Below are 22,520 nucleotides of genomic sequence, written 5' to 3' on the forward strand. Positions count from 1 at the left end.
TTAAATATAATTAATTAAAAAATTAAAAAAATGATTGACGTACATCATTTTGTCTATTAAGATGAAAAAAAGTAAAGCGCTTACAAAAAGCTATAAAAGAAAGAAGTTTGCTCTTTCTTTATTAATTTTAGCTAAAAATGATTAACGTAAATCAATATTCTGAAAATTTAGAGGGGTGATGGATGAATGAAAAATGTAAGGGTAATACAAGTTGGCGCTGGGGGATTTGGTCTTTCTTGGCTGGAAGTAATCAGTAAGTCTTCCGGAATCGAACTCGTCGGTGTAGCCGACCTTGTTCCGGAAAATCATGAGAAAGCGAACGAAGTTTTAAAAGACGATAAGGTACAATACTTCGAACAGTATGCTGACGCGTTTCGAGCACTGGAGGCGGACATCGCAATTATTGTTACGCCGCCCCAAACACATAAACAGGTAGCGGTCGATGCACTGGAAGCTGGTTTACATGTGTTTATGGAAAAGCCCATTGCGCAGACAATCGAGGATGCAATCGAGTTGCAGATCATAGCAAAAAAATATCCGCAGCGGGTGATGATCAGCCAAAACTACCGGTGGAGACCGGAAATACAGGCTCTTAAAAAAGCAGTAGAAAAGCAAATTGCCGGACCAATCGAGTACGTGGAGTGGGTGTTCCGACGGGCGACGAACTTTGGAGGATGGCGGGACCACTATAAAGAAATTGTGATCGAGGACATGAGCATTCACCATTTTGATTTGATGAGGTATTTGCTTGGCAAAAATGCCAGCACGGTTTACGCCAAAAGCAAGCGGCCTTCTTGGAGTTGGTTTAAAGGAAATCCGACCGCGAGTGTCACGATGACGTTTGAAGATACACTGGTAAACTACTTTGCTAGCTGGGTCACCAGTGGTCCTGAAACATCATGGAATGGTGATATTAAGCTACACGGCCAAAAGGGTGTCATTGAACTGACGAACGATGTGCCAGCCTTTGTAAGCAGTAATGGCCAAAAGACGTTACTTTCTTTGCCGGAGATGGAGCGGGTAGATCGTGAGTATTCTCTTTATGAGATGGTGAAAGCACTTGAGGAAAATAGGGAGCCTGTAACAAGCCTTGATGACAATTTAAACAGTTTTGGCATTGTTGGAGCAGCAGTGGAATCCATTCAAACATCAAATGAAATTGTAATGGAACAATACTTGAAACAAATGGAGGCGTCCAAATGAACAAAAAAATGTTTTTCATGATTTTCTTGTCTTTGATGCTGGTACTGAGTGCATGTGGTTCCTCTGATTCAGGAGCAGATGAGAGTGGTTCAGCGGATAATGGCCAAGTAACCATTAAAATTTGGGATTACTTAGCGCCGGATACTTCCAGTGATCGCGAGCAGATCGCCTTAATGGAAAAATACATGGAAGACAATCCAAAGGTTAAATTTGAGCGGACGTATATGCCGTTTGCGGATATGAAAACGAAATTGCTTCAAGGCGTTGGGGCCGGAGATTTGCCTGATATCGTGGTAATTGACAACCCGGATCACCAGTCATTTTCGCAGGCAGGTGTGTTTGCAGATATTACAGATAAAGTAGAAGAGTGGGGAGAAGCAGACAAGTACTTTGAAGGCCCGATGGCTTCTGCCATGCTGGATGGAAAATATTACGGCATTCCGAATAACAGTAATGCACTGGCGATTTATTACAACAAAGATATGTTTGAAGCAGCCGGTATTACAGAGACACCAAAAACGTGGGAAGAGTTCAATGAAGCAGCGAAGAAGCTGACCACAGGCGATGTAAAAGGATTTGCGATGTCAGGCAAAAAAAGTGAAGAGGGCACATTCCAATTCCTTCCTTATTTATGGCAGACAGGAGCAGATCTGGATTCCTTTGACAGCAGCGAAGCTAAATCCGCTATGTCTCACGTGCAGCAAATGGTGGACAAAGGTGTTCTTTCATCGAATATGATTAACTGGGATCAATCTGATGTCCTTGTCCAATTTCAAACGAAAAAAGTGGCCATGATGGAAAATGGACCGTGGCAAATCCCAATGTTGATGGAGCAGTCAAAGGACATAAATTGGGGTGTCTTTCTAATGCCGGCCGGCGAGGCGGGATCAGCATCCATTTTAGGTGGCGAAAATTGGGCCATTACAGAATCCTCTGAAGTGAAAGACGCCGCGTGGGATTTTATTAAGTGGACGCAAAAGCCAGACGTTCTTGGACCGATGCATGAACTTGGAGGCCGTCTTCCAAGCCGGGAAGATGTAGCATCTGATAATTCCTACAGTTGGGCTAAAGATGAAAATATGAAGGTCTTTATGGAACAGCTGAAAACAGCAAAACCGAGAGCGTACGGAACGAAATACCCAGAAATCTCGACGAATGTACAAGAAGCGATCCAGCGTGCCATGACGGGTGAAGACGTAGACAAAGTGATGGAAGATACAGCCGCGAAAATCGAGCCGCTGCTTCCTTAATATGATAGGAGAGATATTTGTCTCTCCTATTTTTAGGAGGATGTTTTCATGAATGGATCAATGGCAAAATCAACAATCGCAAAGAATTCGATAAGAAAGCGGTATTTTACGAAAAGCCTGTCACAATATTTGTTTGTTATTCCAGCTGCACTGTTTGTTCTTTTGTTTATGGTGTACCCGATTGTTTACAACATTATTGTCAGTTTTCAGGATTTAACGTTGATGAATTTGCGACAGGGCGGAAGCTTTATCGGGCTGCAAAATTATATTGAAATCGTGCAGACAGAAAAGTTTGTGATTGCGTTGAAAAACACTATTATTTACACATTTAGCTGTATTTTTTTTCAAGTAATCATTGGCTATTTGCTTGCGGTGTTTTTAAATCAAGATTTCCCATTTAGAAATTTTTTCCGCTCAATTATGCTTCTTGCATGGATGACACCGCTTGTCATTACAGGAACTCTTTTCAAGTGGCTGTTTGATGTAGATTATGGGGTGATCAACTACTTGCTGACGTCACTTCATCTCATTGACAATCCGATCAACTGGCTCGGGCAGGAAAGCACGGCTCTTGCCGCCGTGATCATCACAAACACATGGGTCGGGATTCCATTTAATATGATTTTGATTTTAGCAGCAATGCAAGCGCTGCCAAGTGATGTGTATGAAGCAGCGAAGGTAGATGGAGCCAGTAAGTTGCAGACATTTTCAAACGTTACAATGCCGCTATTGAGGCCGGCTCTTTTAATCATTTTAGTGCTCGGGATTATTTACACGTTCAAGGTGTTCGACATTATCTTGATCATGACGGGCGGTGGACCGGTAAATGCGACACAGGTGCTTCCTTTCTACGGCTATGAGCTCGCGTTTGTGAACTTCAACTTCGGCGCAAGCGGAGCGGTTGCAACAATTATTTTAGTCATTTTGTTATGCATTGCGCTTGTATATTTAATGATGATCCGGAAGGAGGAAGCAGAATGAGAAAATACTCCATAAAGCAATATATGCTGCTTGTGATGGCGATCATCATTACGATGATTTTCCTCTTTCCGATTTATTGGATGATCGTTACGTCTGTGAAACCGATCCAAGACGTGTTTGCTACGCCTCCGATGATCATTCCTGAAACAATTCAATTCGATGCGTATGTAAAAAACCTGATCGAAGATAGAAGCCTGTTTCCGTATATTCGAAATTCGTTGATTGTAGCATTAGGAACAGCATTATTAACATTGGTGCTGGCTATACCATGTGCATATGCGCTGGCGCGTTTTAAGTTAAAGTGGGGAAATATTTTGCTTCTGGTTTTGCTTGTAACGCAAATGATCCCGGGCATTATGATGGCAATGCCGCTTTACATTTTGTTCAGCAAAATTGGTTTACTGAACAGCTATTTGGCTTTAATTGTCGGCAACACGACATCGGCTTTGCCATTTGCCATTGTGATTATGCGGCCGTTTTTCCTGTCGATTCCAAAAGGGCTGGAAGAAGCAGCGGTTATTGACGGATGCAATCGTTTTACGGCGTTTTTCCGGATTATCCTGCCGCTGACAAAACCGGTTGTACTGACTGTCAGCACATTTAGCTTTTTATTTGCCTGGGGTGATTTGATCTTTGCCCTAACTCTGGCTACGGATGAAAAAATTCGTCCGCTGACAATGGGACTGACGAAATTTATTGGTCAATACGGAACGCAGTGGGACAACTTGATGGCTGTATCAACGATCGCTGCCGCACCCATTCTTATTGCATTTTTATTTTTACAAAAGTATATTGTCAGCGGCATTACGGCTGGCGCAGAAAAATAACAAGGGAGCTGATCAAATGAAGCTAGGTGTATTTGCTGTTTTATTTTCTGATTTATCACTGGAGGATATGCTGGATCATATCAAAGAAAAAGGAATTCACACGGTAGAAATTGGCGCAGGTGGCTATATAGGCGATGCCCACTGTAAGCCAGAAGAGTTGCTAGCTGATGATGAAAAATGCCGTGCATTTAAACAAGCATTTGATGATCGCGACATTTCCATCAGCGCCTTAAGCTGCCATGGCAATCCGCTGCATCCCAATCCAGAGATTGCTAAGGATCATCATGAGAAGTTTGTGAATGCGGTGAAATTAGCGGCTAAACTGGGTGTTGATACTGTTGTTAATTTTTCTGGCTGCCCGGGTGAATCAGATTATTCGAAGCACCCGGTCTGGATTACATGTCCGTGGCCAAATGATTTCTCAGAGGTTGTCGAATGGCAATGGCGGGAGAAAGTGATTCCGTACTGGAAAGAGCAAGCGATGCTTTTGGAATATTATGGGGTGAAAGCAGCTATCGAGCCGCATCCGGGCTTTTGTGTGTATAACACGGAAACGGCTCTTCGTTTAAGAAAAGAGTGCGGGGAACAGATTGGCGTTAATTTCGACCCTAGTCATTATTTCTGGCAGGGTATGAATCCTGTTCAAGCGATTAAAGCACTGGGGCAGGAAAATGCATTATTCCATTTCCATGCAAAAGATACACAAATTGAAAGCCGTAATTGTGAGTTAAATGGCGTCTTGGACACAAAAAGCTATAAAGATATCAACAGCCGCTCCTGGGTATTCCGGACTGTTGGATATGGTCATGGTGAAGGAGAATGGCGGGATATCATCAGCGCGTTGCAGGTGATTGGCTATGAAGGGGCGATCAGCATCGAGCATGAGGATGGCTTGATGAGCATCGATGAAGGCTTTACGAAAGCGGTCGACTTTTTGCAGGGAATGATTATCCACGAAGGAGCTAAAGATCTATGGTGGGCATAAATCAAAAAGAAGTCAGAATTGGGATGGTTGGCTACAAGTTCATGGGAAAAGCTCATTCCAACGCTTATCAAAACGCCCCGTTCTTCTTTGATTTGCCTGTTAAGCCGATTAAGCAGGCGATTTGCGGGAGGAATGAAGAAGGTGTAAAAAGCGCTGCAGAAAAAATGGGCTGGAATAGCTGGGAAACAGACTGGAGGAAGCTCATTGAACGGGAGGATATTGATTTAATCGATATTGTGACACCGAACAATAGGCATGCCGAAATTGCCATCGCGGCTGCGGAAGCAGGGAAACATGTATACTGTGAAAAGCCGCTGGCGATGACGATAGAAGAATCAAGACGAATGCTTGAAGCGGTTGAAAAAAACAATGTTATCCATATGGTGAATTTTAATTATCGTTTTGCTCCGGCCGTCCAGCTGGCAAAAAAAATGATAACTGATGGGAAAATCGGTAAAGTCAATCATATACGGGCTCTCTATTTGCAGGATTGGATCATGGACCCGGACTTTCCTCTTGTCTGGAGGCTCGAAAAGTCGGTATGCGGCTCAGGCGCACTTGGAGATCTAGCTGCTCATAGTCTGGATTTGGCACGGTTTTTAGTTGGCGAAATCGAAGAAGTGTCTGCCCGGTTAAAAACCTTTGTAACAGACCGTCCGGCTGTTGCCGAAAGTTCAGGATTAAGCGGCAAGGCTTCTTTAACGGATAAAAGAAAAGTAGAAGTAGATGATGCGGTGGTTGTTATTGCTTCCTTTGAAAATGGAGCGTTTGGCACGTTTGAAGCGACTCGTTTTGCGGGAGGAAATCGCAACTCCAACCAATTTGAAATCAATGGTGAAAAAGGGTCAATTAAATGGAACGCGGAACAATTGAATGAATTGCAGGTGTATTTCACGGAAGATGATCCGTCTTTTCAAGGATACAAAACCATTAACGTAACAGAAGAAGTACATCCATATGGTGAAGTGTATTGGCCATCTGCTCACATTATTGGATATGAACACACTTTTCATAACTTAGTAGCTGAGCTGATGCAGGGACTAGCTGATTCCACGGTTCCATCTCCTAACTTTAAAGACGGACATATCAATCAAGCTACTTTAAACGCAATCGAAGCTTCTTCTAAAACGAATCAATGGCAGTCTATTAAAGCATTTATTTAGAGACCACAAAATGAGAGCTGCTGTATAAAGCAGCTCTTTTATTAATTAAAGATAGTTACAGGTGTAACTGATATCAATTTGAACATCTTATAGCAATAGGTAAGGCTTTGAAGTTATCCCCCTACTCCACACCGTACATGAGCCTACGGCGTTCCATCTTATTCTTTCAGACTAACGCAACTAAATTACAACCTTTACGGAAGTGGTTTAATTTCTTTAACTGTTTGCCATCCAGTTGAAGAAGGCTTCTATACCGTAAAATCGTCTTTTCATCTGTGGCATGGATTAGCCAGTGAACATTTTCATGGACTATTACGTAGAAGTCAAAACTGGCACGTTTAGTCAACACTGCATAAATACTGTCTCTTGTGAAAAGAGGATAGATCATTCTTTAGGCAAAAACCAAGCAGGAGTCGTTTCATTATCACAAATCACCGCTTCCCAGCCGTATTCCTGAATAAGGGTATGGATATTGTCTTCTTTCGATAGAAGCAACGTTGTATAAGCATCGTATTCACTCATGAAAGCAAATTCACGATTTTCATCTACAAGCAGTATTTCGCACGTTGCTAGACAAGTTACTTCTACTGGAGACACATTATTAATTCTCATTTTTTCTTTCTTTTCTTCAATTGGATCCACATAATAGAACCATTCAGACCCTTTAGATACCAGAACGTTTAAAACGTCTTCTATTAAAAAAATGGATATCGTATCCTCCATCGGACCATATAAGTTCTGTTGAAAGATAGCATTTAGCTTTTTAGCTAAATGTGGTTTTGCATACTTCTTGTGAAGCCAAACATTGGATAAAGCAATGGCGACTTCTTTAAACGTAGCTAAACCGCTTTGCTTCATCATGTTTTCCCATGAAACAGGAGTGCCCAGCTGCAGGATTTCCCCATCACTTGGATAAATATGATGTGATGGATGTTTTCGCTTTGCCTGTTCCCAGCCAGGAGGCATTTGAACAAATGGATGGAGCAAAAAGGCAGCAGACATAAAAGGTGAAGGAAGCTGGCTTAAAACAGGAACATCAGTATCTAAATGAATATAGTCTAACAATTTTTTACTCCTTTCTAAATCATCATTTCTGGCTAAACAAAATAATGTAGATTGTTAAGCTGCTAAGCCAAGACTAGTTTGGCACTCTTCATTTCTGAACCACCTGCTTAATTAATGTTACCATCCCAAAACTCATTTAGGTGGTTCCACCACTTTAACGAATCATTCTTTAAAAACTGCTTAAAGGCCTCCATATCCATTTCATTATCAAGTAATTTATTTTGCATATCCTCCAACAATCCAATTGTAGCTGCTTCTCGAACAGCATCATCACCATTTGTATGCAGTAATTCAATGACATTAAACACGGCTGGAAACTCATTTGTTTGGTTTTGTTTATATAAAACTACAATATGGTTAGAGAAATCAGCTAGGTCGATATAAAGTAAATGTACTTCTCCAGGTACATAACTATTGTGAATATAATGATCCCATCGAGCTTGATAGGAAGGACACCATTTAAGAAGGAGTGACATCACTGGAGTTAGTAAGGTTTGTACTTTAATACCCACAAGAACAGGAGAGGGTGGATAGTAAGTTAACCATCATAACATGTCAAATCGGGTTTTGAATGAAAGCGTTCAAGATGTTTTTCGTGGAATCGTATTAAATGCTAGGAGTTTTGGCGGTTGTATAATGTTGTGAGTTTATAACCGAACATCTCTAGTTTTTAAAATATGAAAGTAGAAAAGGATTGGAACATTATCGCTTCAAGTCGGATGGATATGAGCGTGTAAAAGAGATTTGTCGCATTCAGCATAGTGAATAGTTATTACAGCCGCCTCAAATGCTGGATTGACCGATTCAATAGCGTGGCAACCAAGTATCTCGACCATTATTTGAGTTGGTTCCAATTTCTTGATGGCATTAGCATCGAAACCACGGTGCGATTGTGAGTAAAATGATATAGATAGTTGTTTGTTCTCAACCTATGATACACTGATGTTATCAGAATTTTCCAGATTGGAACCTGCATTACTCAAGAAAAGGAGGTGCATATATGCCTAATCGTTCAAATGAGGAATTGTTAGCTGGTGGCAACGTCTCAGAAGTATATAGGTCAGGTAATACAGTTAGACGAGAATTAAAGCCAAATAGCATAAAAATTCATGCACTGTTAAAACATCTTGATAACAAAGGATACGATTATGCCCCTAAATACCTTGGTATCGATGAAAAAGGAAGAGAAATTTTATCCTTCATCGAAGGAGAAGCTGGTAATTACCCTTTAAAAAAATATATGTGGTCAGATGATGTCTTACAGGAAATTGCGAAAATGCTCCGCCTCTATCATGATTCTGTAAGCGACTTTTCATTTGATGAAAGTTGGCAATCATTAGATAATACCCCACAACCTGCGGAGGTATTATGCCATAACGACTTTGCAATATACAACATTGTTTTTCACGCTGAAAGCCCAGTAGGTGTTATTGATTTTGATGTAGCTGCACCTGGCCCACGACTTTGGGACATAGCTTATACTCTTTACCTTGTGTTCCATTAAGTAGATTTTATCTTAATGAAACAGGTGAAAAAGTTTTTTATGATTCATTTCAAGATACTTACCGTATTAAAAACAGAGTTAAACTGTTTTTTGATTCTTACGGTCAAGGGTTTGCAGAAAATTATATAGAAATGGTGTTGCTGCGACTAGAAGGATTATGTAAAACAATTATAAGAAGAGCGAGTGAAGGTGATCTTGCTTTTCAAAAGATGATAAATGAAGGTCATCTTGAACATTATCAAAATGATATTAAATTCATTTCTGAGCATAGGAATGACTGGATTTAAATCTTTCTACCATTAAAAAGGGCTTTAATGGTAGAGGGAAGGGAACTTCCAAACAAGGAAGTTCCCTTAATTTTGTTCTAAAATCAACAATATTATTTAACATAGCCTTTATTTTAAAAAAACTCATGAAACAAAAATTCCAACGGAAAACTGGAGTTTTAGGAACACGATTTATGGAATAAAGCAAGATTTAGTATTGCATTTTTCTATTGTAAAAAACAAAAAGACTGCAGGCAATCTCGAATTCATTCGAGTTTGTCTACAGTCTGAAGCCGAGAAAAAACTCGGCTTCAGACTGTTGAGAAAATCTTGGCAGTTTTTTTATGTTCATCAATTTTATCCATTCATTTTTTAATACCGATTGTCGTTTTTATGGTCTATATAGAGCGTATTATCTGGTTGAACTTCAGCATAAAAGACGTCTGAAATGGTTTTAATTCCTGCTTGCATTAGTTGCTTATTTAACCACTCTGTGTCAAGGTTAAGCTTTTCCAAATTGCTTGTGTTAATCACTCCATCTGATACTACTCCTGTTATTGTGGGCAAAAGTTTCTTTTGCGAATTTACAATATTCATGTCACCTGTTGTGACGAGTTGTTTATGGTCTTTTTTCATAATGGACAATTTACCATTAATTTCAAAAATAGCATATTCGACTTCCTTAATTGAAAAAATATTTTTTTGTCTCAGTAATGCTGTTAGCGCATCTACATCCAAACTAACCTTGCGAAGTGGTTTTTCCATTATCTTGCCGTTTTTGATCACAACAAGGGGTTCCCCCTCGATGACTTTTCGTACTTTTTTCGATTTTATGACAATCCGTCCCGATAAGAGCGTTAATAAACTCCATCCAATTAATGAGATAATCCCATTCAGAATGCTTAAATGTTGATTGAAAGCAAGATTTCCCGCTATAGAACCGATCGCAATGGCAGAAGCAAAGTTGAAGAACGTCATTTCTGAAATCTCTTTTCTTTCCATAATCCTCGTTAGGCTTAATAAAATGAGAAATGACAAAAACGTTCTAATGATTATTTCTGTAACCCCCAATTCTATCCCTCCTTTTTACTATATTGTTTCCTTCAACGGAAAAAATACTTACTCGAAAAAAGCCGAGAAAAAATCTCGGCTTTTCTGCGTATATTAGCTATGTATGTGGAGTGCTAATAGTATTAAATTATACGTATTCAAAACTTTCCTGTCTGTTTGATATCATTGGGGACACCGCCTGTATGTATTGAGTTCATTATAAACAAAAGAGTCAGGCACTCGATGGTTTCATTATCGAATGCCTGACTTAATTATTACTAAATAGACTTTTTCAGTGCCCTCGGTGTTTGCAGCCTCTTTTTCTAGAATATCTTGGGATCATCTTGTTCTCATCAATCTTTTTTCAAAACAAGTTCTTTTATTTATCGATAAATTAACGTTTCCAGCAATACTTTGATTGAATTTTATGTTCACCCGATGCGTTTAAGCTGGTGATTAAAAATAGGACACATACCGATCAAATGGAATCGAGCTTTCATTATGCTGGACAACCATATGCTGAGGTTTATGAATCGAATAAACGGGCTGTGACATCGAAAGTTTTGCTAAATGCTTGAAAGATGGCCTCGCCACTACATTTGTCAGATAGGCTGGCTGATTTGACCCCGGCCTTCTCGTTTGGTTCAGCGCATGAATCATTTGTTCAGCTGTCCTTATTCCTAGCCCATGTCCGAAATACGTGCCATCCCCTAGAACAACAGCATTTTCGCCTCTCCAATAAGGAGTCTTCGGATCGAAGTCCGGATTATTAAAATAGACGACATCCCCGGGCAAAAAATGCCTTGTATAAGCTGCTCTTACTCCGAGGTCAGGATCCGCGTGCCAGCTGTATAAATAGATGTTTTGAAATAATTGATTAAATAAGGATTCCCCTATTAGGTTTAGGACCGCATGATAATAGATAATGACCTTTGCCGCTGCACATTCAAACGCATACTGTGAACTGTTCTTGTAGATATCTCGAATGGCGTCTGATGGTTTTACATCTTGCCGCAGCAGGAATCCACCGGTACGCGTCAAATTCCAGTATTGAGGGTTGCAGCGAGAATTCGCAAAGTCTGCAAACCGTACATGGCTTTGATTCATGGTTCTTGCGCTCATTATGATGTTTTTTCGTAACGCAAGCTCAAACGATAGTTCACCTATGGATTGATACGAGTAAACGGCTGTATCTTCATTCATCCGTTGAATGATTATCCTTTCAATGCTGCCAGACGGCCACATGTCACTTTGCTGAAAGGGCCTCCCCGATAGTTGAATCATCATATACCTCTTTTCAAGCATTAATTTGCATTATTACTTAGCATATTCAAGCATCGTTTTAAGGTGTAGCTCTTCAAAATAAAAAAGCCCATCTTTTTTTGGGGTTAAACCCTGTTCGGTTTCTCGAGGAACTTGTATTGTTAATTCTTATAGCTTCACAATTAGTTTAGAATGTTGCAGGAATAAAAACACCAGTTTCTTCAAAATGATACGAATTTTTTATAAACATCGCAACTTTATTTTAAAACCACAACGGCCACTTAATTTAGGAATTCGTGGAGCGAAAATTAACCGATGAGGCAGTCTTATATACCGTATGTATCACCATCAGAAAAGTGAAAGGGCAAATGCTGACACAGAGCCATGAAAGTGCCTTCCTATTTATTAGTAAAATATAAAGAATCAAGTACATTGGTTTTCTAACGTAAAAAAATCGATTGCAGTGAAGACAGTCGTGTAAAAAGGGGGAATGACCTTTCTCTATTAGTAATAAGGACGGCCGCAACGTCTTGGATAGCCTGGGTCTACAACGACATTTCTTGTAATGGGTTGATAAATATGCCGTGGCACGTTGACAATGTGCTGCCGTCGTATCGATCTGGCCCAGCAGGCATATACAAACTTCCCACTCGTTTTGATGTTTGATACGTCACTCCAAATTTCATTCGCAACATCTCTAGTCCTTTTCTTTTTCTTTAGAACAGTCTTATCATCGCCTTACTTTTCATTTTTAAATAAAAAAGGTGTTTTATTCTTTCCGGTAGGTCATTGCACGTAATATAAAGACCACGGAATCTATGAAGTGGAACCATAAACCGTCTATACAAAAAAGCGACCCTTGCACGGTGGGCGCTTGAATGGTTATCGGAGGGTTCATGTGGTCAACATGGCCACGTTGCTTTTAACTTCCATACGCTTAATTTATCGTGTGCTTTATATTAAAACATTGGGAAATGGCTGCCTAGTGTGCAGCCATTTCCCAACGGTAAACACAAATATATGTGCATATAGCTTAATTTGCCCCGTCCTAGTCCCGAATTACAAGGAAGATCAGCTCGCTGTTCAAGAGATCAAAAAGGCTGCTAAAAATAAAACGGCCATTACCTAAAAAGTAATGACCGTTAACTGGCATTGTGGAGCGTAAACCAGAAAATTAGTATCCTCCCCAAACTGTTGCTCCAATAATGATTAAAAGGATGAATAAGACAACGACCAAAGCAAAGCCACTGCCGTAACCGCCGCCGTATCCTGCTACTGCACTCATTAAATTTCCACCTCCTTACCAAAAAAGTAGTGAAGCAATTGTATAAACCAACGTTTCTGAATTGATCTATTTAATAAGATATGAACAGAGAGGCGCATTGGATTAAGCAATTGTCTCTACTGATCATTTTTTTTTTTGCGAAAGAAATTAGTACAGCAGGAATGAAGGGAATCAAATCTTTTCATTTACTGTAAAATGACTGATATGCCAGCAATGCGTTGTGATTCCACAATGGAAATCAACAGGCCGAAACCGAAGCAAGACGCAGATGCACGGCAAAGAGCGCCATTTCTAAGCGATTGAGAACTTCAGGGGGAAGCCGCTGAAATGGCGTCTGATAGAAAGGTGAATAAAGAAGGTTGATATGGCGTTTCCAGTCATTTTAAATTAATAGCGGCCGCTCATTGTAGCGCCAATAATGATTAAAAGAATGAACAACACTACGATCAGCGCAAAGCCTCTGCCACCGCCGCCGCGGACATAACCACCGCTGCAACCGCAACCGCACCCATAGCCATGACTGTAGCCGCCATAACCACGGCCATAACCACCGTAACCACCGAAAAGTCCCATACCATTTCACCTCCTTTATGAAAAGATAGCGAGCAATTATATAAATCAACGTCTCTTAATTGATCTATTCTATAGGATATGAACAAAAAAATATATTGGACTAAGCAATTGTCTCTACTGATAATCTTTTTTGTCAGAGAGAATAATAAGCTGCCTCGTTTCATCGGAATCATGGGGTCTTGCCTCGACCGTTAAAAAAGCGAGGGGTGCGTCAATTTTCCGCAAATAAGTTTAAATCTGGGCGCTTTGTTTATGCAAAATTTTATGAAGGCGTTTGGCTGTCCGTCGGAGATCCTCGCAGCAATTAGCGCCAGTAATCGCCACAAACGCAGTCATACCAATGGTTGAGGCTGCGTTGCATAAACTGATACAAAAAATTGAATTGAACAGCAAAACCGAAGATGTTGAATTTGTAAATATGATTAAGAATTTAGTTATTAAAGATTTTTGTTTTTTTGATTCACACAACAAGAAAGGTTTAAGAGGCTGGAAAAAACAGATAAATAGCAGCGATTATTATAAGGATCATTTAGTATTTTCAAACCACCTGTTTGAAAATCAATTCCCATTATGTACTGTCCCCTGTTCAGATGAGATTTAGATTAATGTAATTTTAATCAGCGTTGTTTTCTCTTAGGCTGATTTTTCAAACTGTACAAACATCTTTTCATGAGAATAAAGTTAATTATCAACTCCGTGCCGTTTTTATTTACTTATTGGCATCCTCTTCATTACGGATAAACTTCGAGAAACTCTAAATAATAATTGAAATAAACGCTGGATACATCTGATCTTCTGATAAAAGAATCCTTAAATCAACATGATTTCGTTACAAAAATAGAGTTTTTTACAAGAAGCAGAAATAACGTACCTTGTCCATCTCCGTTGCTGATAGCTGATAAACCAAAACAGAGAGGGGAAAACATATATGAGACCCATGAAGAGTCTTGTTTTAAGCGTTATTAGCTTTTCCATGATGATAACTCCTGCCTATGCCAGTGTCCCCGGCGTAGACCACACAATGAAGGAAGCAGCAACGAAAGGGATTGTCTCCGCTTCCCATCCTTTAGCTGCTGAAGCCGGAAGAAAAATACTTGAGCAAGGTGGAAATGCGATCGATGCATCTGCCGCTATTCAATCATTTTTAAATGTTACAGAGCCGATGATGTCAGGGATTGGCGGAGGCGGTTTCATGATGATCTATATGAAAGAACGAAGAAAACTAATTAACCCTGAAAAAGCAACTGCTGTAGTGAAATAAGGAAATCTATGGAAATATGAAGAACAAGAAACTTCTTCCCAAGCGGCTGTAAAAGAAGAAAATCCGATTGGCCAAACCACCCACTTTTCCATCATGGATAAGTGGGGCAATATGGTTGCCTATACGACAACGATTGAGCAGGTTTTTGGATCTGGCATAATGGTACCCGGTTATGGGTTCATGTTGAACAATGAAATGACAGACTTTGATGCTACACCAGGCGGCGTTAATCAAGTTGAACCGAGAAAACGGCCAAGAAGCAGCATGTCGCCCACTCTTCTCCTGAAAGATGGAAATCCATTTATGGCGATTGGATCTCCAGGGGGACCAACGATTATCACATCTGTTGCTGAAACCATCATAAATGTGATTGATCACAATATGCCTATCCAAAAAGCGATTTTAACACCCCGCATCTATTCAGCGGGCTATCCAACGGTTAGATGGGAACCGGGAATTGATCAAAACACAAGATTAGAGCTCATGGCAAAAGGGCATGTTTTTGAAGAAAAAACAGAACACCTTGGCAATATTCAGGCGATTATTTATGATTATGAAAACGGAAAAATGTATGGCGGGGCAGATAATACCAGGGAAGGAACTGTTTTAGGTGTTGATGCTGTGAGGTATACATCCAAACAGGCTGAAAAAATAAAAGAAGAGAGAAAAGGGCCTTTTATTTTAAAAGTAAATAACGCTGTATATCCTTATACAGCCCAGCAAATGAAACTGATAAGAGGAAATCCGTATATTCAATCCGATAAATTACTGCTTGGCTTAGGGGTCATTGAAGCAAAAGATTTAATCTTTTATAAACCAAGCAGGGGTTCGTATCTCCCTGGTATCGAAGTCGCAAATTCATTAGGATATAAAGTTAACTGGGATGAAAAAGATAAAGTACTGCAGCTGGAAAAAGACTTGAATGACTATAATAATCCAAATGATGATGAAGACGGCGATATTATCACAAATTAAATTTTTATATTATATAACTCAACTTTCGCACCTGGAAAATAAGGGCTATTCGCTGGCTGTACTAGGCTTACGGGCTATCATGTATGAGACTTGACTCATCATGAAACACGAAAAAAATACCTCTTCTGTGTGTAATTGTCGAGAAAACACTATCACACAGAAGAGGTGCTCCCTATGTGATAGGCCCAAACAACCCATCTAATCAACCACTGCCGAAAGAATTGAACTCTGTTTTTTTCTGAGCTGGAGAGCCATAAGCATTTGCGCCAGGCCGGGATCACCAAATCCTTTGGCTTCAGCTGTGCTTATTTGTTTAAGCTCGTCTTTTGCCTGATTGTCCAGCAGAAAACTGGTTTTCTCTGCTGGAATCCAAGAAGGCTGGGCTGTTTCCAGCGAAGGATACGGTTTATCGCTTTCCCAGCCAGCCGACCTTTAACTGGCGCCGCTTCTTGTTGCTTTTAAGCGCTGCGGCCATTCAAAAGGTGGCCCGTCTGATGAATCATGGTCGGCCTAAAGTGCTGATCATCGATGATTCGGCTTACGATCGGAACCGCAGTAAAATAGAAGGAGATGGAGTGTGAACATCTTTTCACGTTCCATCTCCTTTATTTGTTCACTTTAAAAAGTTCAAGGAAGGTCTATTAAAGAAATGAACCTTTACTATAGTAGAAAACAAATAAAGGCAGCGTTCGCTAAATAAACGTAAAAATCTTTGACAATTAAATTCTTTTATTTTCATGTGAACGGACTATAAACTGACTTGAAATGTTCCTGATTATATATTTAGAGGCGTATTATCGTTATGAATTGACTGTAAAAAATAGATAAAAAGAATTCTATGACTTAGGATTTATAAAGTTATATATTTTGCAAAGGCAAGTACCAGAAAATTAAATAAAATACATCACGACCAGTGATTAACCATAATTAGACAGACTTATCCTGTTATTCTGGTAGTCATACAAAAAATGGACCAGCTCCGACTCCTAATCCACCGGCAGGCTGCCCTGAAGCAGCTGATGCTGGAAGGAAACAAGGGGCATTTGGCGAAAAACACGTCTCTTTTTTGTCTGGTCAAACAGCCATTTGAGCAACACATACGCAATCAGCGCGGCATACAGCTAGTTAAAGACCACGTTCGATGTCGTGCCAAACAGCACCGGCACATTCAGGTTCTGCTCAATCCAGTGGAAAAACGATTCAATCGTCCAGCGCGCTTTGTACATCTCGGCCACTTCTTCAGCCGACATATTCATCAGGCTGGCCACGACGCGGATTTCCCGCTCGTGGTCATCCTGGAAAAACACAACCCGGTGCCGTTTTTCCGAACGGGACTGTGGGGTGCCCAGGCGGCAGGTGATGTCGCGTATCACACGCGAGCCTGCCTGCTTCTGGCGCTGCGGTGACCGGATGGCTGACAGCTCGACGTTTTCCTTGATTCGAATGACAAAGTCCTGTGTGTCTGCCACAAACTGATCGATTCGGCTGATTTTAAAACAGGCACGGTCAACTAACCAAGATGAAACGCTTGTCCGTCAGCAGTTCGCCAACCGGTCCATCATGCTTGAGGCCCGTCGTCTCGACCACATTCAGCGGCATTCCTGTTTTAGAGGGTGAAGCTGAGGTGCAGCTTGATGCCGGCGCGCTCGCCGTGATCCGGGTTTTTCCAACGGTCATGGTCGTTGAATCGACCAGCAGGAGCTGGTTTGGGATCTTTATCGAGCGCCGGCCGGGCCGCCCGGCTGCACTGCTTCACTGTTTTGTAGAACAGCTCCTTTATCACGTGGAAGTCAAGATGGCTCGCTTTTTTGGAAAGCGTGGAACGCTCCAACTGGGGGAGCCCGGCCTGGACACCGGCATCCGTACAGTGGCAGAAGCTTTTCCATTCGTGAAGCGCCGCTGAAATCAGGTATAGTGCCGGTACTTCAGCTGTGCATTTTCAGGCGGTATCTCCATATCCAAGCAGCGCTTTCAAGCTGGCTGTCATCAAAAATCAGCTTTTGAATCAATGTCGGGAGTATGGTATTCTGCTTCATAGGGGCATCTTCCTCTTTAGATGTTTGATCGTACTTACATTCTACAAGAAAGGTGTCTTTTTTGTATGCTTTTTTCAGAATATTACTGGAGAATCACCACGCGTGAAAATACATCTTAATTTTAAGAAGAATTGATTGTTGGATAAATACTTTTTTAATATAATTTATGAATTAAGTATAATCTTTTAAAGATTGGAAGGGCAAATATGGTTGAATTACCATTGATTACACAAATAAACATTGGTTCTTCCATAGTAAAATAAAAGTTGTGGGTCTTTATTGAGAGGAGTGGTGATTTTGATTCCACTTAACATTATATTGGCAGACGATCACGAAGATTCTTTGGAAGTGTTAAAAATTTTTGTAGAACAACATCCAGATTTTAAAGTAGTAGATACATGTAACAATGGGGAAGAATTAGTTGAAAAAGTGGCAAAACATAAACCTGATTTAGTGATCGCAGATATTAAAATGCCTAAATTAGATGGCATTGAAGCGATGAAAAAAAGTATGCAATTTCGTCACGACTTAAAGTTTATATTTGTAACCGGCTACGATGATTTTGCTGTGGAAGCTTTTAACATTTCAGCTGTTGATTATGTTGTAAAACCGCTAGAGATGGCCAGACTGTATGCTGCATTAGAAAAGGCTAAATTTATTGTTAACTTGAATGAAAAAGAAATAAAAGGTAGTAAAGGCAGTACTAAAAAATTGCCGTTTAAATTTAATGGTGATATGTACTATGTTCCATTCAAGGATATTTTCTTTATTGAAAAAATCGGAAAAAATGCCTTATTCATACAAAAGAAAAAACTTTTGCAACGTACGAGAGATTAAGTGATTTATATCAATTACTTGATGATTCATTTTATTTAGCTCATCGTTCTAATATTATAAATATGGATAATGTGTTTTGTATTAAACAGAAGTACGAAACATACTTGGCTTATTTCCAAAATTTCAATAAATATGCACATATTTCTAGGTTGAAAATTAAAGAAGCACGTGAGCTTATTAGCCACAATTAGATAGACTGTTTTTGCACTGGGCAGAGTAATTGTGCAGCAATAAACCCGTTGCCGCATGCCATTCCAACGGCATATTGGTTGAAACCGGCATAAAGCTTAATGCCGGAATATTCACCGTGATACACAGCCTATAGAGGTCGGTTATTTCTACTGTAATCATCGCCGAATCCACCAGCAGCCGGTTGAGAATCTTGAATGTTCTTCGGGTCACCCGGATGTACTTTTGGACGATGAGCGTAAAAAAATACAGCAGGTAAACGACTATTAAAAATCAATTTTTATAACAGAAAACAAGGTGATACGGTGTGGAACTAAAGGATAAAAACATTAAAATATATCAAAAGCCTCTTAACGACAGCTATTTTATATTAGATGAGAAGCTTTGCATTAAAGAGGTCCATATAGATAACTGTGATTTATTTAATTTACCAAACTCTTCATTAAAAGGAAGGCTGCTTAAAGATGTTTTAACTGAGGACTACTTACAATTTTTCGAACACATTTTTTCTCAAATTCAAAAAGGTACACCAGCCATTTTTGAATTTTCCATTAAAAATAACCTGGCAATGGAAGTTAAAATATATCCCTCCCGCTATCAAACCACAGTAGTTTTAAAGGATAAAACAAAGTTAACGCATATTAATCAGATCTTAAAAGAAAGCAACAAAAAGACATCGTTTTTGTCGGAAGTTTCCAATGATATTATTCTTAGCAAAGAACCTAAACAGTTATTAACATCATTGTTTGATAAGATATCTGCTTATTTAGATTTAGATCTATATGTCAATTACATTTTAGATGATAAAAAGCAAAAAATAAGGCTGACAAATTATCAAGGAATTTCAGAAGAGGTAGCAAAGGAAATAGAATGGTTAGAAATGGGTCAGGAAGTTTGTGGAACTGTCGCAAGAGACCAAACGAGAATAGTCGCTGAAGATGTCAGCACTTCTTCTGACCCAATGGTACAGTTGATTAAGGGATTGGGCGTAAAATCTTACGTTTGTCATCCTCTATTTTCTAACGGTAAATTGCTCGGAACTTTATCATTTGGATCAAATAAAAGAGAAAAGTTTACATCAGACGAACTGGAAGTAGTCGATCAGGTATGCAAACAAGTAGCTATTTCTTTAGAAAGAAGATTTTTAATCACTAAACTTGAAGAAAAAAATGAGGCGTTAGAACATTCAAATTACGAATTAAGTATTGCTAAAGAAGAGTCTGACCAGGGGAATAAAGCAAAAACAGAATTTTTATTACTCATGAGCCATGAGTTTAGAACGCCATTAAACACTATTAACGGTTTTATACAAATACTGCTCTCGGATTTACAAAACCCTTTATCGGAAGAACAAAAAAATCGTTTAGAAAAAATGAGGAAAGCCAGCAAACAGCTGCAATTTATGATTAACGATATTTTAGATTTTGTCCGTTATGATATTGGAACGCTCAACTTAGAATTCGACTACATCGATATAAACGATATCATTAATGATTGTATTCATAGCATAATTTCAAGTGCAAACAGGAAGGATATTAACATTTATTATCACGAATTAAACACGAATGTGCTTATTTATTCAGATTCGAAACGTGTAAAACAGGTAATAATTAATTTGATATCAAATGCTGTTAAATATAATACTGAAAGAGGAAAAGTTTTTATAAAAAGTACAATAGAAGATAAAAATCTAATTATTGAAGTTAAAGACACCGGTGTGGGGATTTCTGAAGATGAGCTTAGTCTTATTTTTTCACCATTCTATCGTTCTCCTTCTAATTTTCCTTCTATTGAAGGTACTGGAATAGGTTTGGCACTAGTGAGACAAATTGTAGATGAGCTGGGTGGAGACGTAAGTGTTGTTAGCAGCGTAGGCAAAGGCAGCAGTTTTGTCGTGAAAATTCCTATTGGAATGTAGAAAGATTTTTTTGGAACTCGACAAAATAGTGAAGTTATACATGTTGCCTTGATAATTAAAGTTATCACGAACGATCATTTTTTTAACGGATATAATCTTTTGACTATTTTCATTTTGTTCGTAAAGTATTATACGAGGAGGTGTTTAAATGAACTGTCAAGATCTACATCTTTATGCAAATTTAGATTCTGTAGCTGAGGAAGTATTGTATTTATTAAGTAAGACGATAAATGCCAATACCATTTTTCTAGCTAGTAATGATCAAATTGACAATTTTATTATAAAGTCATTTAACCGGGAAGAGATCTTAGTTGAAGAAGGGGCTCGAATGCCGTTTCAAGATACACTTTGTCGACTTGTATTAGAAAATGGCTCTAGTCCCCTTGTTGTACCTAATTTAAGTAAAGATTCTTTAACACAGAACCATGTTATTAATCAACAGAGCGGTAACGGATCTTTCCTTGGGACTCCTATCTATACGGAGGCAGGCAAATTATTTGGAACACTTTGTGCTTTTGACTCAAAGCCTTATGAATTTACTACATTTGAAGTGAAACTGTTTAAGACCTTTGCTTCCCTGCTTAGTCACACAATTATAATGGAAGAAGCTCTTATAAGAGATTCTCTGACAGGCCTTTATAATCGAACTTTTATAAAAAGGTACTTTCATAGTAAAACAACAGAATTGAGTAACAATATGAGCGTTTTGTATATAGATCTGGATCATTTTAAAAGAATAAATGATACATTCGGCCATGATATGGGTGACTTTGTATTAAAAAAAGTGGCTGCTGTTTTCCAAAAATTTCTTCCTCAAAATAGTATTGCTGCGCGCCTTGGAGGAGATGAGTTCGTCATTTTACTGCCTGAATATTCATTAGAATGTGATGAGGCAAAAGGAGTAGCAGAAGGTATTTTAGAAATGCTATCTTCCGACCCACTCTGCGTTGAAGGAGAAGAATTTTTTGTTTCCGCAAGCATAGGAGTCAGCTGCTATCCAAAAGATGGAGAAGATATGGACAGCCTATTAAAGAGTGCTGATGCCACGATGTATACGGCCAAAAAGAAAGGCAGAAATAATGTTCAGTTCTATCAGCAAGGAATGAATGATTTGGAATCAAGGTATTACAAACTTGAAAATGCTTTGCGACAAGCATTAAAAAAGGAACAATTCGAGATTTATTATCAGCCGCAATTTGATCTCAGAAATAATAGATTTCAAGGGATGGAAGCATTAATAAGATGGAATCATCCAGAATGGGGGGATATTTCACCAAACGAATTTATCCCTATTGCGGAAGAGAGCGGTTTAATAGAAAAAATTGGCGATTGGGTTTTTGAGAATGTTTGTAAACAAGGTGTGCAATGGGAGAAGCAAGGTATTCCTCCTTTCTTCTTATCAATAAATCTTTCTCCAAGACAATTCGAAAATAAGGAATTAGCAGACCGAATTGATCAGGTTCTTGAAGAAACTGGATATAATCCACACTTCCTAAAAGTAGAAATAACTGAAGGTATGCTTATTAACGATATTGACCATACTGTAACATTAATTAAAGCCTTAAAATCAACGGGGATTCATATCGCAATTGATGATTTTGGAACCGGCTATTCCTCTCTTTCTTACTTAAGCAAACTTCCGATCGATTGTATAAAACTCGATCGGAGCTTCACAGTAAATTTAGACAATAAAGTGAATAGAAAAATTGCCAAAGCTGTTATAAGTTTAGCGAAATCATTAGATATTTTGGCAGTTGCAGAAGGTATTGAAACGAAAGAACATTTAGCATTTCTAAAAAAGCATGGATGTAAATGGGGACAAGGGTATTACCTTGGGAAACCTAAATCTATTGCAGAAATCGATATTAGCCAATACTTCCCTCAATAGA

The 22,520-nt window shown here is 39.2% G+C and carries 20 protein-coding genes and 5 pseudogenes; 15 read left to right on the top strand and 10 right to left on the bottom strand.

Features of this window, described 5'->3' with window-relative positions; translation table 11 throughout:
* The first annotated feature begins 186 nt into the window (after positions 1 to 186).
* Genes VQ00_RS06170 through VQ00_RS06195 form a run of 6 tightly spaced genes read left to right on the top strand, consistent with a single transcriptional unit; the run spans position 187 to position 6,409 of the window.
* Complete coding sequence (locus VQ00_RS06170; protein ID WP_046179277.1) at positions 187 to 1,203, top strand: Gfo/Idh/MocA family protein; 1,017 nt, start codon at positions 187 to 189, stop codon at positions 1,201 to 1,203.
* A complete protein-coding gene (locus tag VQ00_RS06175) occupies positions 1,200 to 2,453 on the top strand; it encodes an ABC transporter substrate-binding protein (protein WP_046179278.1) in 1,254 nt (417 codons plus the stop codon). Before VQ00_RS06170 ends, VQ00_RS06175 begins: the two co-directional genes overlap by 4 nt.
* A 48-nt stretch (positions 2,454 to 2,501) precedes the next feature.
* Complete coding sequence (locus VQ00_RS06180; protein WP_046179279.1) at positions 2,502 to 3,434, top strand: carbohydrate ABC transporter permease; 933 nt, start codon at positions 2,502 to 2,504, stop codon at positions 3,432 to 3,434.
* On the top strand, positions 3,431 to 4,261 hold the full coding sequence (locus VQ00_RS06185; RefSeq protein ID WP_046179280.1) for a carbohydrate ABC transporter permease: 831 nt from the start codon (positions 3,431 to 3,433) through the stop codon (positions 4,259 to 4,261). Before VQ00_RS06180 ends, VQ00_RS06185 begins: the two co-directional genes overlap by 4 nt.
* Before the next feature lie 16 nt (positions 4,262 to 4,277).
* Complete coding sequence (locus VQ00_RS06190; protein WP_046179281.1) at positions 4,278 to 5,246, top strand: sugar phosphate isomerase/epimerase family protein; 969 nt, start codon at positions 4,278 to 4,280, stop codon at positions 5,244 to 5,246.
* Positions 5,234 to 6,409 carry a Gfo/Idh/MocA family protein gene (locus VQ00_RS06195; RefSeq protein WP_425388352.1) on the top strand — a complete coding sequence of 392 codons (1,176 nt, stop codon included), beginning with the start codon at positions 5,234 to 5,236 and terminating at the stop codon, positions 6,407 to 6,409. The genes VQ00_RS06190 and VQ00_RS06195 overlap by 13 nt, the downstream gene beginning before the upstream one ends.
* A 384-nt stretch (positions 6,410 to 6,793) precedes the next feature.
* Here VQ00_RS06195 and VQ00_RS06200 read toward each other — a convergent pair whose 3' ends face one another.
* Together VQ00_RS06200 and VQ00_RS19470 are read right to left on the bottom strand one after the other, a co-directional pair.
* Positions 6,794 to 7,474 (bottom strand): DUF2711 family protein, encoded by a 681-nt coding sequence (locus VQ00_RS06200; RefSeq protein WP_046179282.1) that lies wholly within the window; start codon positions 7,472 to 7,474, stop codon positions 6,794 to 6,796.
* Between the two features lie 107 nt (positions 7,475 to 7,581).
* On the bottom strand, positions 7,582 to 7,950 hold the full coding sequence (locus tag VQ00_RS19470; RefSeq protein WP_046179338.1) for a DUF7674 family protein: 369 nt from the start codon (positions 7,948 to 7,950) through the stop codon (positions 7,582 to 7,584).
* 191 nt (positions 7,951 to 8,141) lie between these two features.
* Between VQ00_RS19470 and VQ00_RS19050 the strand changes: the two are divergent.
* Both VQ00_RS19050 and VQ00_RS06210 read left to right on the top strand, forming a co-directional pair.
* Positions 8,142 to 8,482, top strand: a pseudogene (locus tag VQ00_RS19050) (IS1595 family transposase); the annotation flags it as partial.
* A pseudogene (locus tag VQ00_RS06210) lies at positions 8,475 to 9,265 on the top strand (phosphotransferase). The pseudogenes VQ00_RS19050 and VQ00_RS06210, both read left to right, overlap by 8 nt.
* Before the next feature lie 351 nt (positions 9,266 to 9,616).
* Here the strand turns inward: VQ00_RS06210 and VQ00_RS06215 are convergent.
* From VQ00_RS06215 to VQ00_RS06225, 5 genes are all read right to left on the bottom strand, one after another.
* Positions 9,617 to 10,315 (bottom strand): DUF421 domain-containing protein, encoded by a 699-nt coding sequence (locus VQ00_RS06215; protein WP_046179283.1) that lies wholly within the window; start codon positions 10,313 to 10,315, stop codon positions 9,617 to 9,619.
* 435 nt (positions 10,316 to 10,750) lie between these two features.
* Complete coding sequence (locus VQ00_RS06220; protein ID WP_046179284.1) at positions 10,751 to 11,578, bottom strand: protein-glutamine gamma-glutamyltransferase; 828 nt, start codon at positions 11,576 to 11,578, stop codon at positions 10,751 to 10,753.
* Positions 11,579 to 12,102: 524 nt separating this feature from the next.
* Positions 12,103 to 12,243, bottom strand: a complete 141-nt coding sequence (locus VQ00_RS18455) for a hypothetical protein (protein ID WP_156153982.1) — start codon at positions 12,241 to 12,243, stop codon at positions 12,103 to 12,105.
* A gap of 488 nt (positions 12,244 to 12,731) precedes the next feature.
* Positions 12,732 to 12,842 carry a YjcZ family sporulation protein gene (locus VQ00_RS18005; RefSeq protein ID WP_082091482.1) on the bottom strand — a complete coding sequence of 37 codons (111 nt, stop codon included), beginning with the start codon at positions 12,840 to 12,842 and terminating at the stop codon, positions 12,732 to 12,734.
* A 387-nt stretch (positions 12,843 to 13,229) separates the two neighbouring features.
* A complete protein-coding gene (locus tag VQ00_RS06225) occupies positions 13,230 to 13,415 on the bottom strand; it encodes a YjcZ family sporulation protein (protein ID WP_046179285.1) in 186 nt (61 codons plus the stop codon).
* Between the two features lie 340 nt (positions 13,416 to 13,755).
* Between VQ00_RS06225 and VQ00_RS06230 the strand changes: the two genes are divergently transcribed.
* From VQ00_RS06230 to VQ00_RS19475, 3 genes and pseudogenes are all read left to right on the top strand, one after another.
* Positions 13,756 to 14,016 (top strand): hypothetical protein, encoded by a 261-nt coding sequence (locus tag VQ00_RS06230; RefSeq protein WP_046179286.1) that lies wholly within the window; start codon positions 13,756 to 13,758, stop codon positions 14,014 to 14,016.
* A gap of 420 nt (positions 14,017 to 14,436) precedes the next feature.
* Positions 14,437 to 15,651 (top strand): annotated as a pseudogene (locus tag VQ00_RS06235) (gamma-glutamyltransferase).
* Positions 15,652 to 15,827: 176 nt separating this feature from the next.
* Positions 15,828 to 16,211: pseudogene (locus VQ00_RS19475) on the top strand (IS4 family transposase); the annotation flags it as partial.
* Positions 16,212 to 16,772: 561 nt separating this feature from the next.
* Here VQ00_RS19475 and VQ00_RS19060 read toward each other — a convergent pair.
* Positions 16,773 to 17,153: pseudogene (locus tag VQ00_RS19060) on the bottom strand (transposase); the annotation flags it as partial.
* A 104-nt stretch (positions 17,154 to 17,257) separates the two neighbouring features.
* Positions 17,258 to 17,482 (bottom strand): hypothetical protein, encoded by a 225-nt coding sequence (locus tag VQ00_RS19065; RefSeq protein ID WP_245618049.1) that lies wholly within the window; start codon positions 17,480 to 17,482, stop codon positions 17,258 to 17,260.
* Positions 17,483 to 17,984: 502 nt separating this feature from the next.
* On the opposite strand from VQ00_RS19065, the gene VQ00_RS06250 reads away from it, so the two are divergent.
* Complete coding sequence (locus VQ00_RS06250; RefSeq protein ID WP_245618051.1) at positions 17,985 to 18,524, top strand: LytR/AlgR family response regulator transcription factor; 540 nt, start codon at positions 17,985 to 17,987, stop codon at positions 18,522 to 18,524.
* Positions 18,482 to 18,715, top strand: coding sequence for a LytTR family DNA-binding domain-containing protein (locus VQ00_RS19070; RefSeq protein WP_245618063.1), 234 nt, complete (start codon positions 18,482 to 18,484; stop codon positions 18,713 to 18,715). The genes VQ00_RS06250 and VQ00_RS19070 overlap by 43 nt, the downstream gene beginning before the upstream one ends.
* Here VQ00_RS19070 and VQ00_RS18460 read toward each other — a convergent pair.
* The gene (locus VQ00_RS18460; RefSeq protein ID WP_156153983.1) at positions 18,702 to 18,875 is read right to left on the bottom strand and encodes a hypothetical protein; all 174 of its coding nucleotides are present in this window, start codon (positions 18,873 to 18,875) and stop codon (positions 18,702 to 18,704) included. The two genes, VQ00_RS19070 and VQ00_RS18460, sit on opposite strands and share 14 nt — an antisense overlap.
* A gap of 145 nt (positions 18,876 to 19,020) precedes the next feature.
* Here VQ00_RS18460 and VQ00_RS06255 point away from each other — a divergent pair, with 145 nt between their 5' ends.
* Positions 19,021 to 20,631, top strand: a complete 1,611-nt coding sequence (locus tag VQ00_RS06255) for a sensor histidine kinase (RefSeq protein WP_046179288.1) — start codon at positions 19,021 to 19,023, stop codon at positions 20,629 to 20,631.
* A 148-nt stretch (positions 20,632 to 20,779) separates the two neighbouring features.
* Complete coding sequence (locus tag VQ00_RS06260) at positions 20,780 to 22,519, top strand: sensor domain-containing phosphodiesterase (RefSeq protein WP_052728379.1); 1,740 nt, start codon at positions 20,780 to 20,782, stop codon at positions 22,517 to 22,519.
* Position 22,520 lies beyond the last annotated feature (1 nt).

The organism is Domibacillus tundrae, assembly GCF_000970675.1.
GTDB classification, from domain to species: Bacteria; Bacillota; Bacilli; order Bacillales; family Domibacillaceae; genus Domibacillus; species Domibacillus tundrae.

Bases quoted from the DNA above. Each gene is read 5' to 3' on its own strand.
- VQ00_RS06175 (WP_046179278.1), top strand. From the start codon at position 1,200: ATGAACAAAAAAATGTTTTTCATGATTTTCTTGTCTTTGATGCTGGTA.
- VQ00_RS06190 (WP_046179281.1), top strand. From the start codon at position 4,278: ATGAAGCTAGGTGTATTTGCTGTTTTATTTTCTGATTTATCACTGGAG.
- VQ00_RS06225 (WP_046179285.1), bottom strand. From the start codon at position 13,415: ATGGGACTTTTCGGTGGTTACGGTGGTTATGGCCGTGGTTATGGCGGC.
- VQ00_RS06260 (WP_052728379.1), top strand. From the start codon at position 20,780: ATGAACTGTCAAGATCTACATCTTTATGCAAATTTAGATTCTGTAGCT.
- VQ00_RS06185 (WP_046179280.1), top strand. From the start codon at position 3,431: ATGAGAAAATACTCCATAAAGCAATATATGCTGCTTGTGATGGCGATC.
- VQ00_RS18005 (WP_082091482.1), bottom strand. From the start codon at position 12,842: ATGAGTGCAGTAGCAGGATACGGCGGCGGTTACGGCAGTGGCTTTGCT.
- VQ00_RS06220 (WP_046179284.1), bottom strand. From the start codon at position 11,578: ATGATTCAACTATCGGGGAGGCCCTTTCAGCAAAGTGACATGTGGCCG.
- VQ00_RS19470 (WP_046179338.1), bottom strand. From the start codon at position 7,950: ATGTCACTCCTTCTTAAATGGTGTCCTTCCTATCAAGCTCGATGGGAT.
- VQ00_RS18455 (WP_156153982.1), bottom strand. From the start codon at position 12,243: ATGAAATTTGGAGTGACGTATCAAACATCAAAACGAGTGGGAAGTTTG.
- VQ00_RS06180 (WP_046179279.1), top strand. From the start codon at position 2,502: ATGAATGGATCAATGGCAAAATCAACAATCGCAAAGAATTCGATAAGA.
- VQ00_RS06195 (WP_425388352.1), top strand. From the start codon at position 5,234: ATGGTGGGCATAAATCAAAAAGAAGTCAGAATTGGGATGGTTGGCTAC.
- VQ00_RS06170 (WP_046179277.1), top strand. From the start codon at position 187: ATGAAAAATGTAAGGGTAATACAAGTTGGCGCTGGGGGATTTGGTCTT.
- VQ00_RS06230 (WP_046179286.1), top strand. From the start codon at position 13,756: ATGGTTGAGGCTGCGTTGCATAAACTGATACAAAAAATTGAATTGAAC.
- VQ00_RS18460 (WP_156153983.1), bottom strand. From the start codon at position 18,875: ATGATTACAGTAGAAATAACCGACCTCTATAGGCTGTGTATCACGGTG.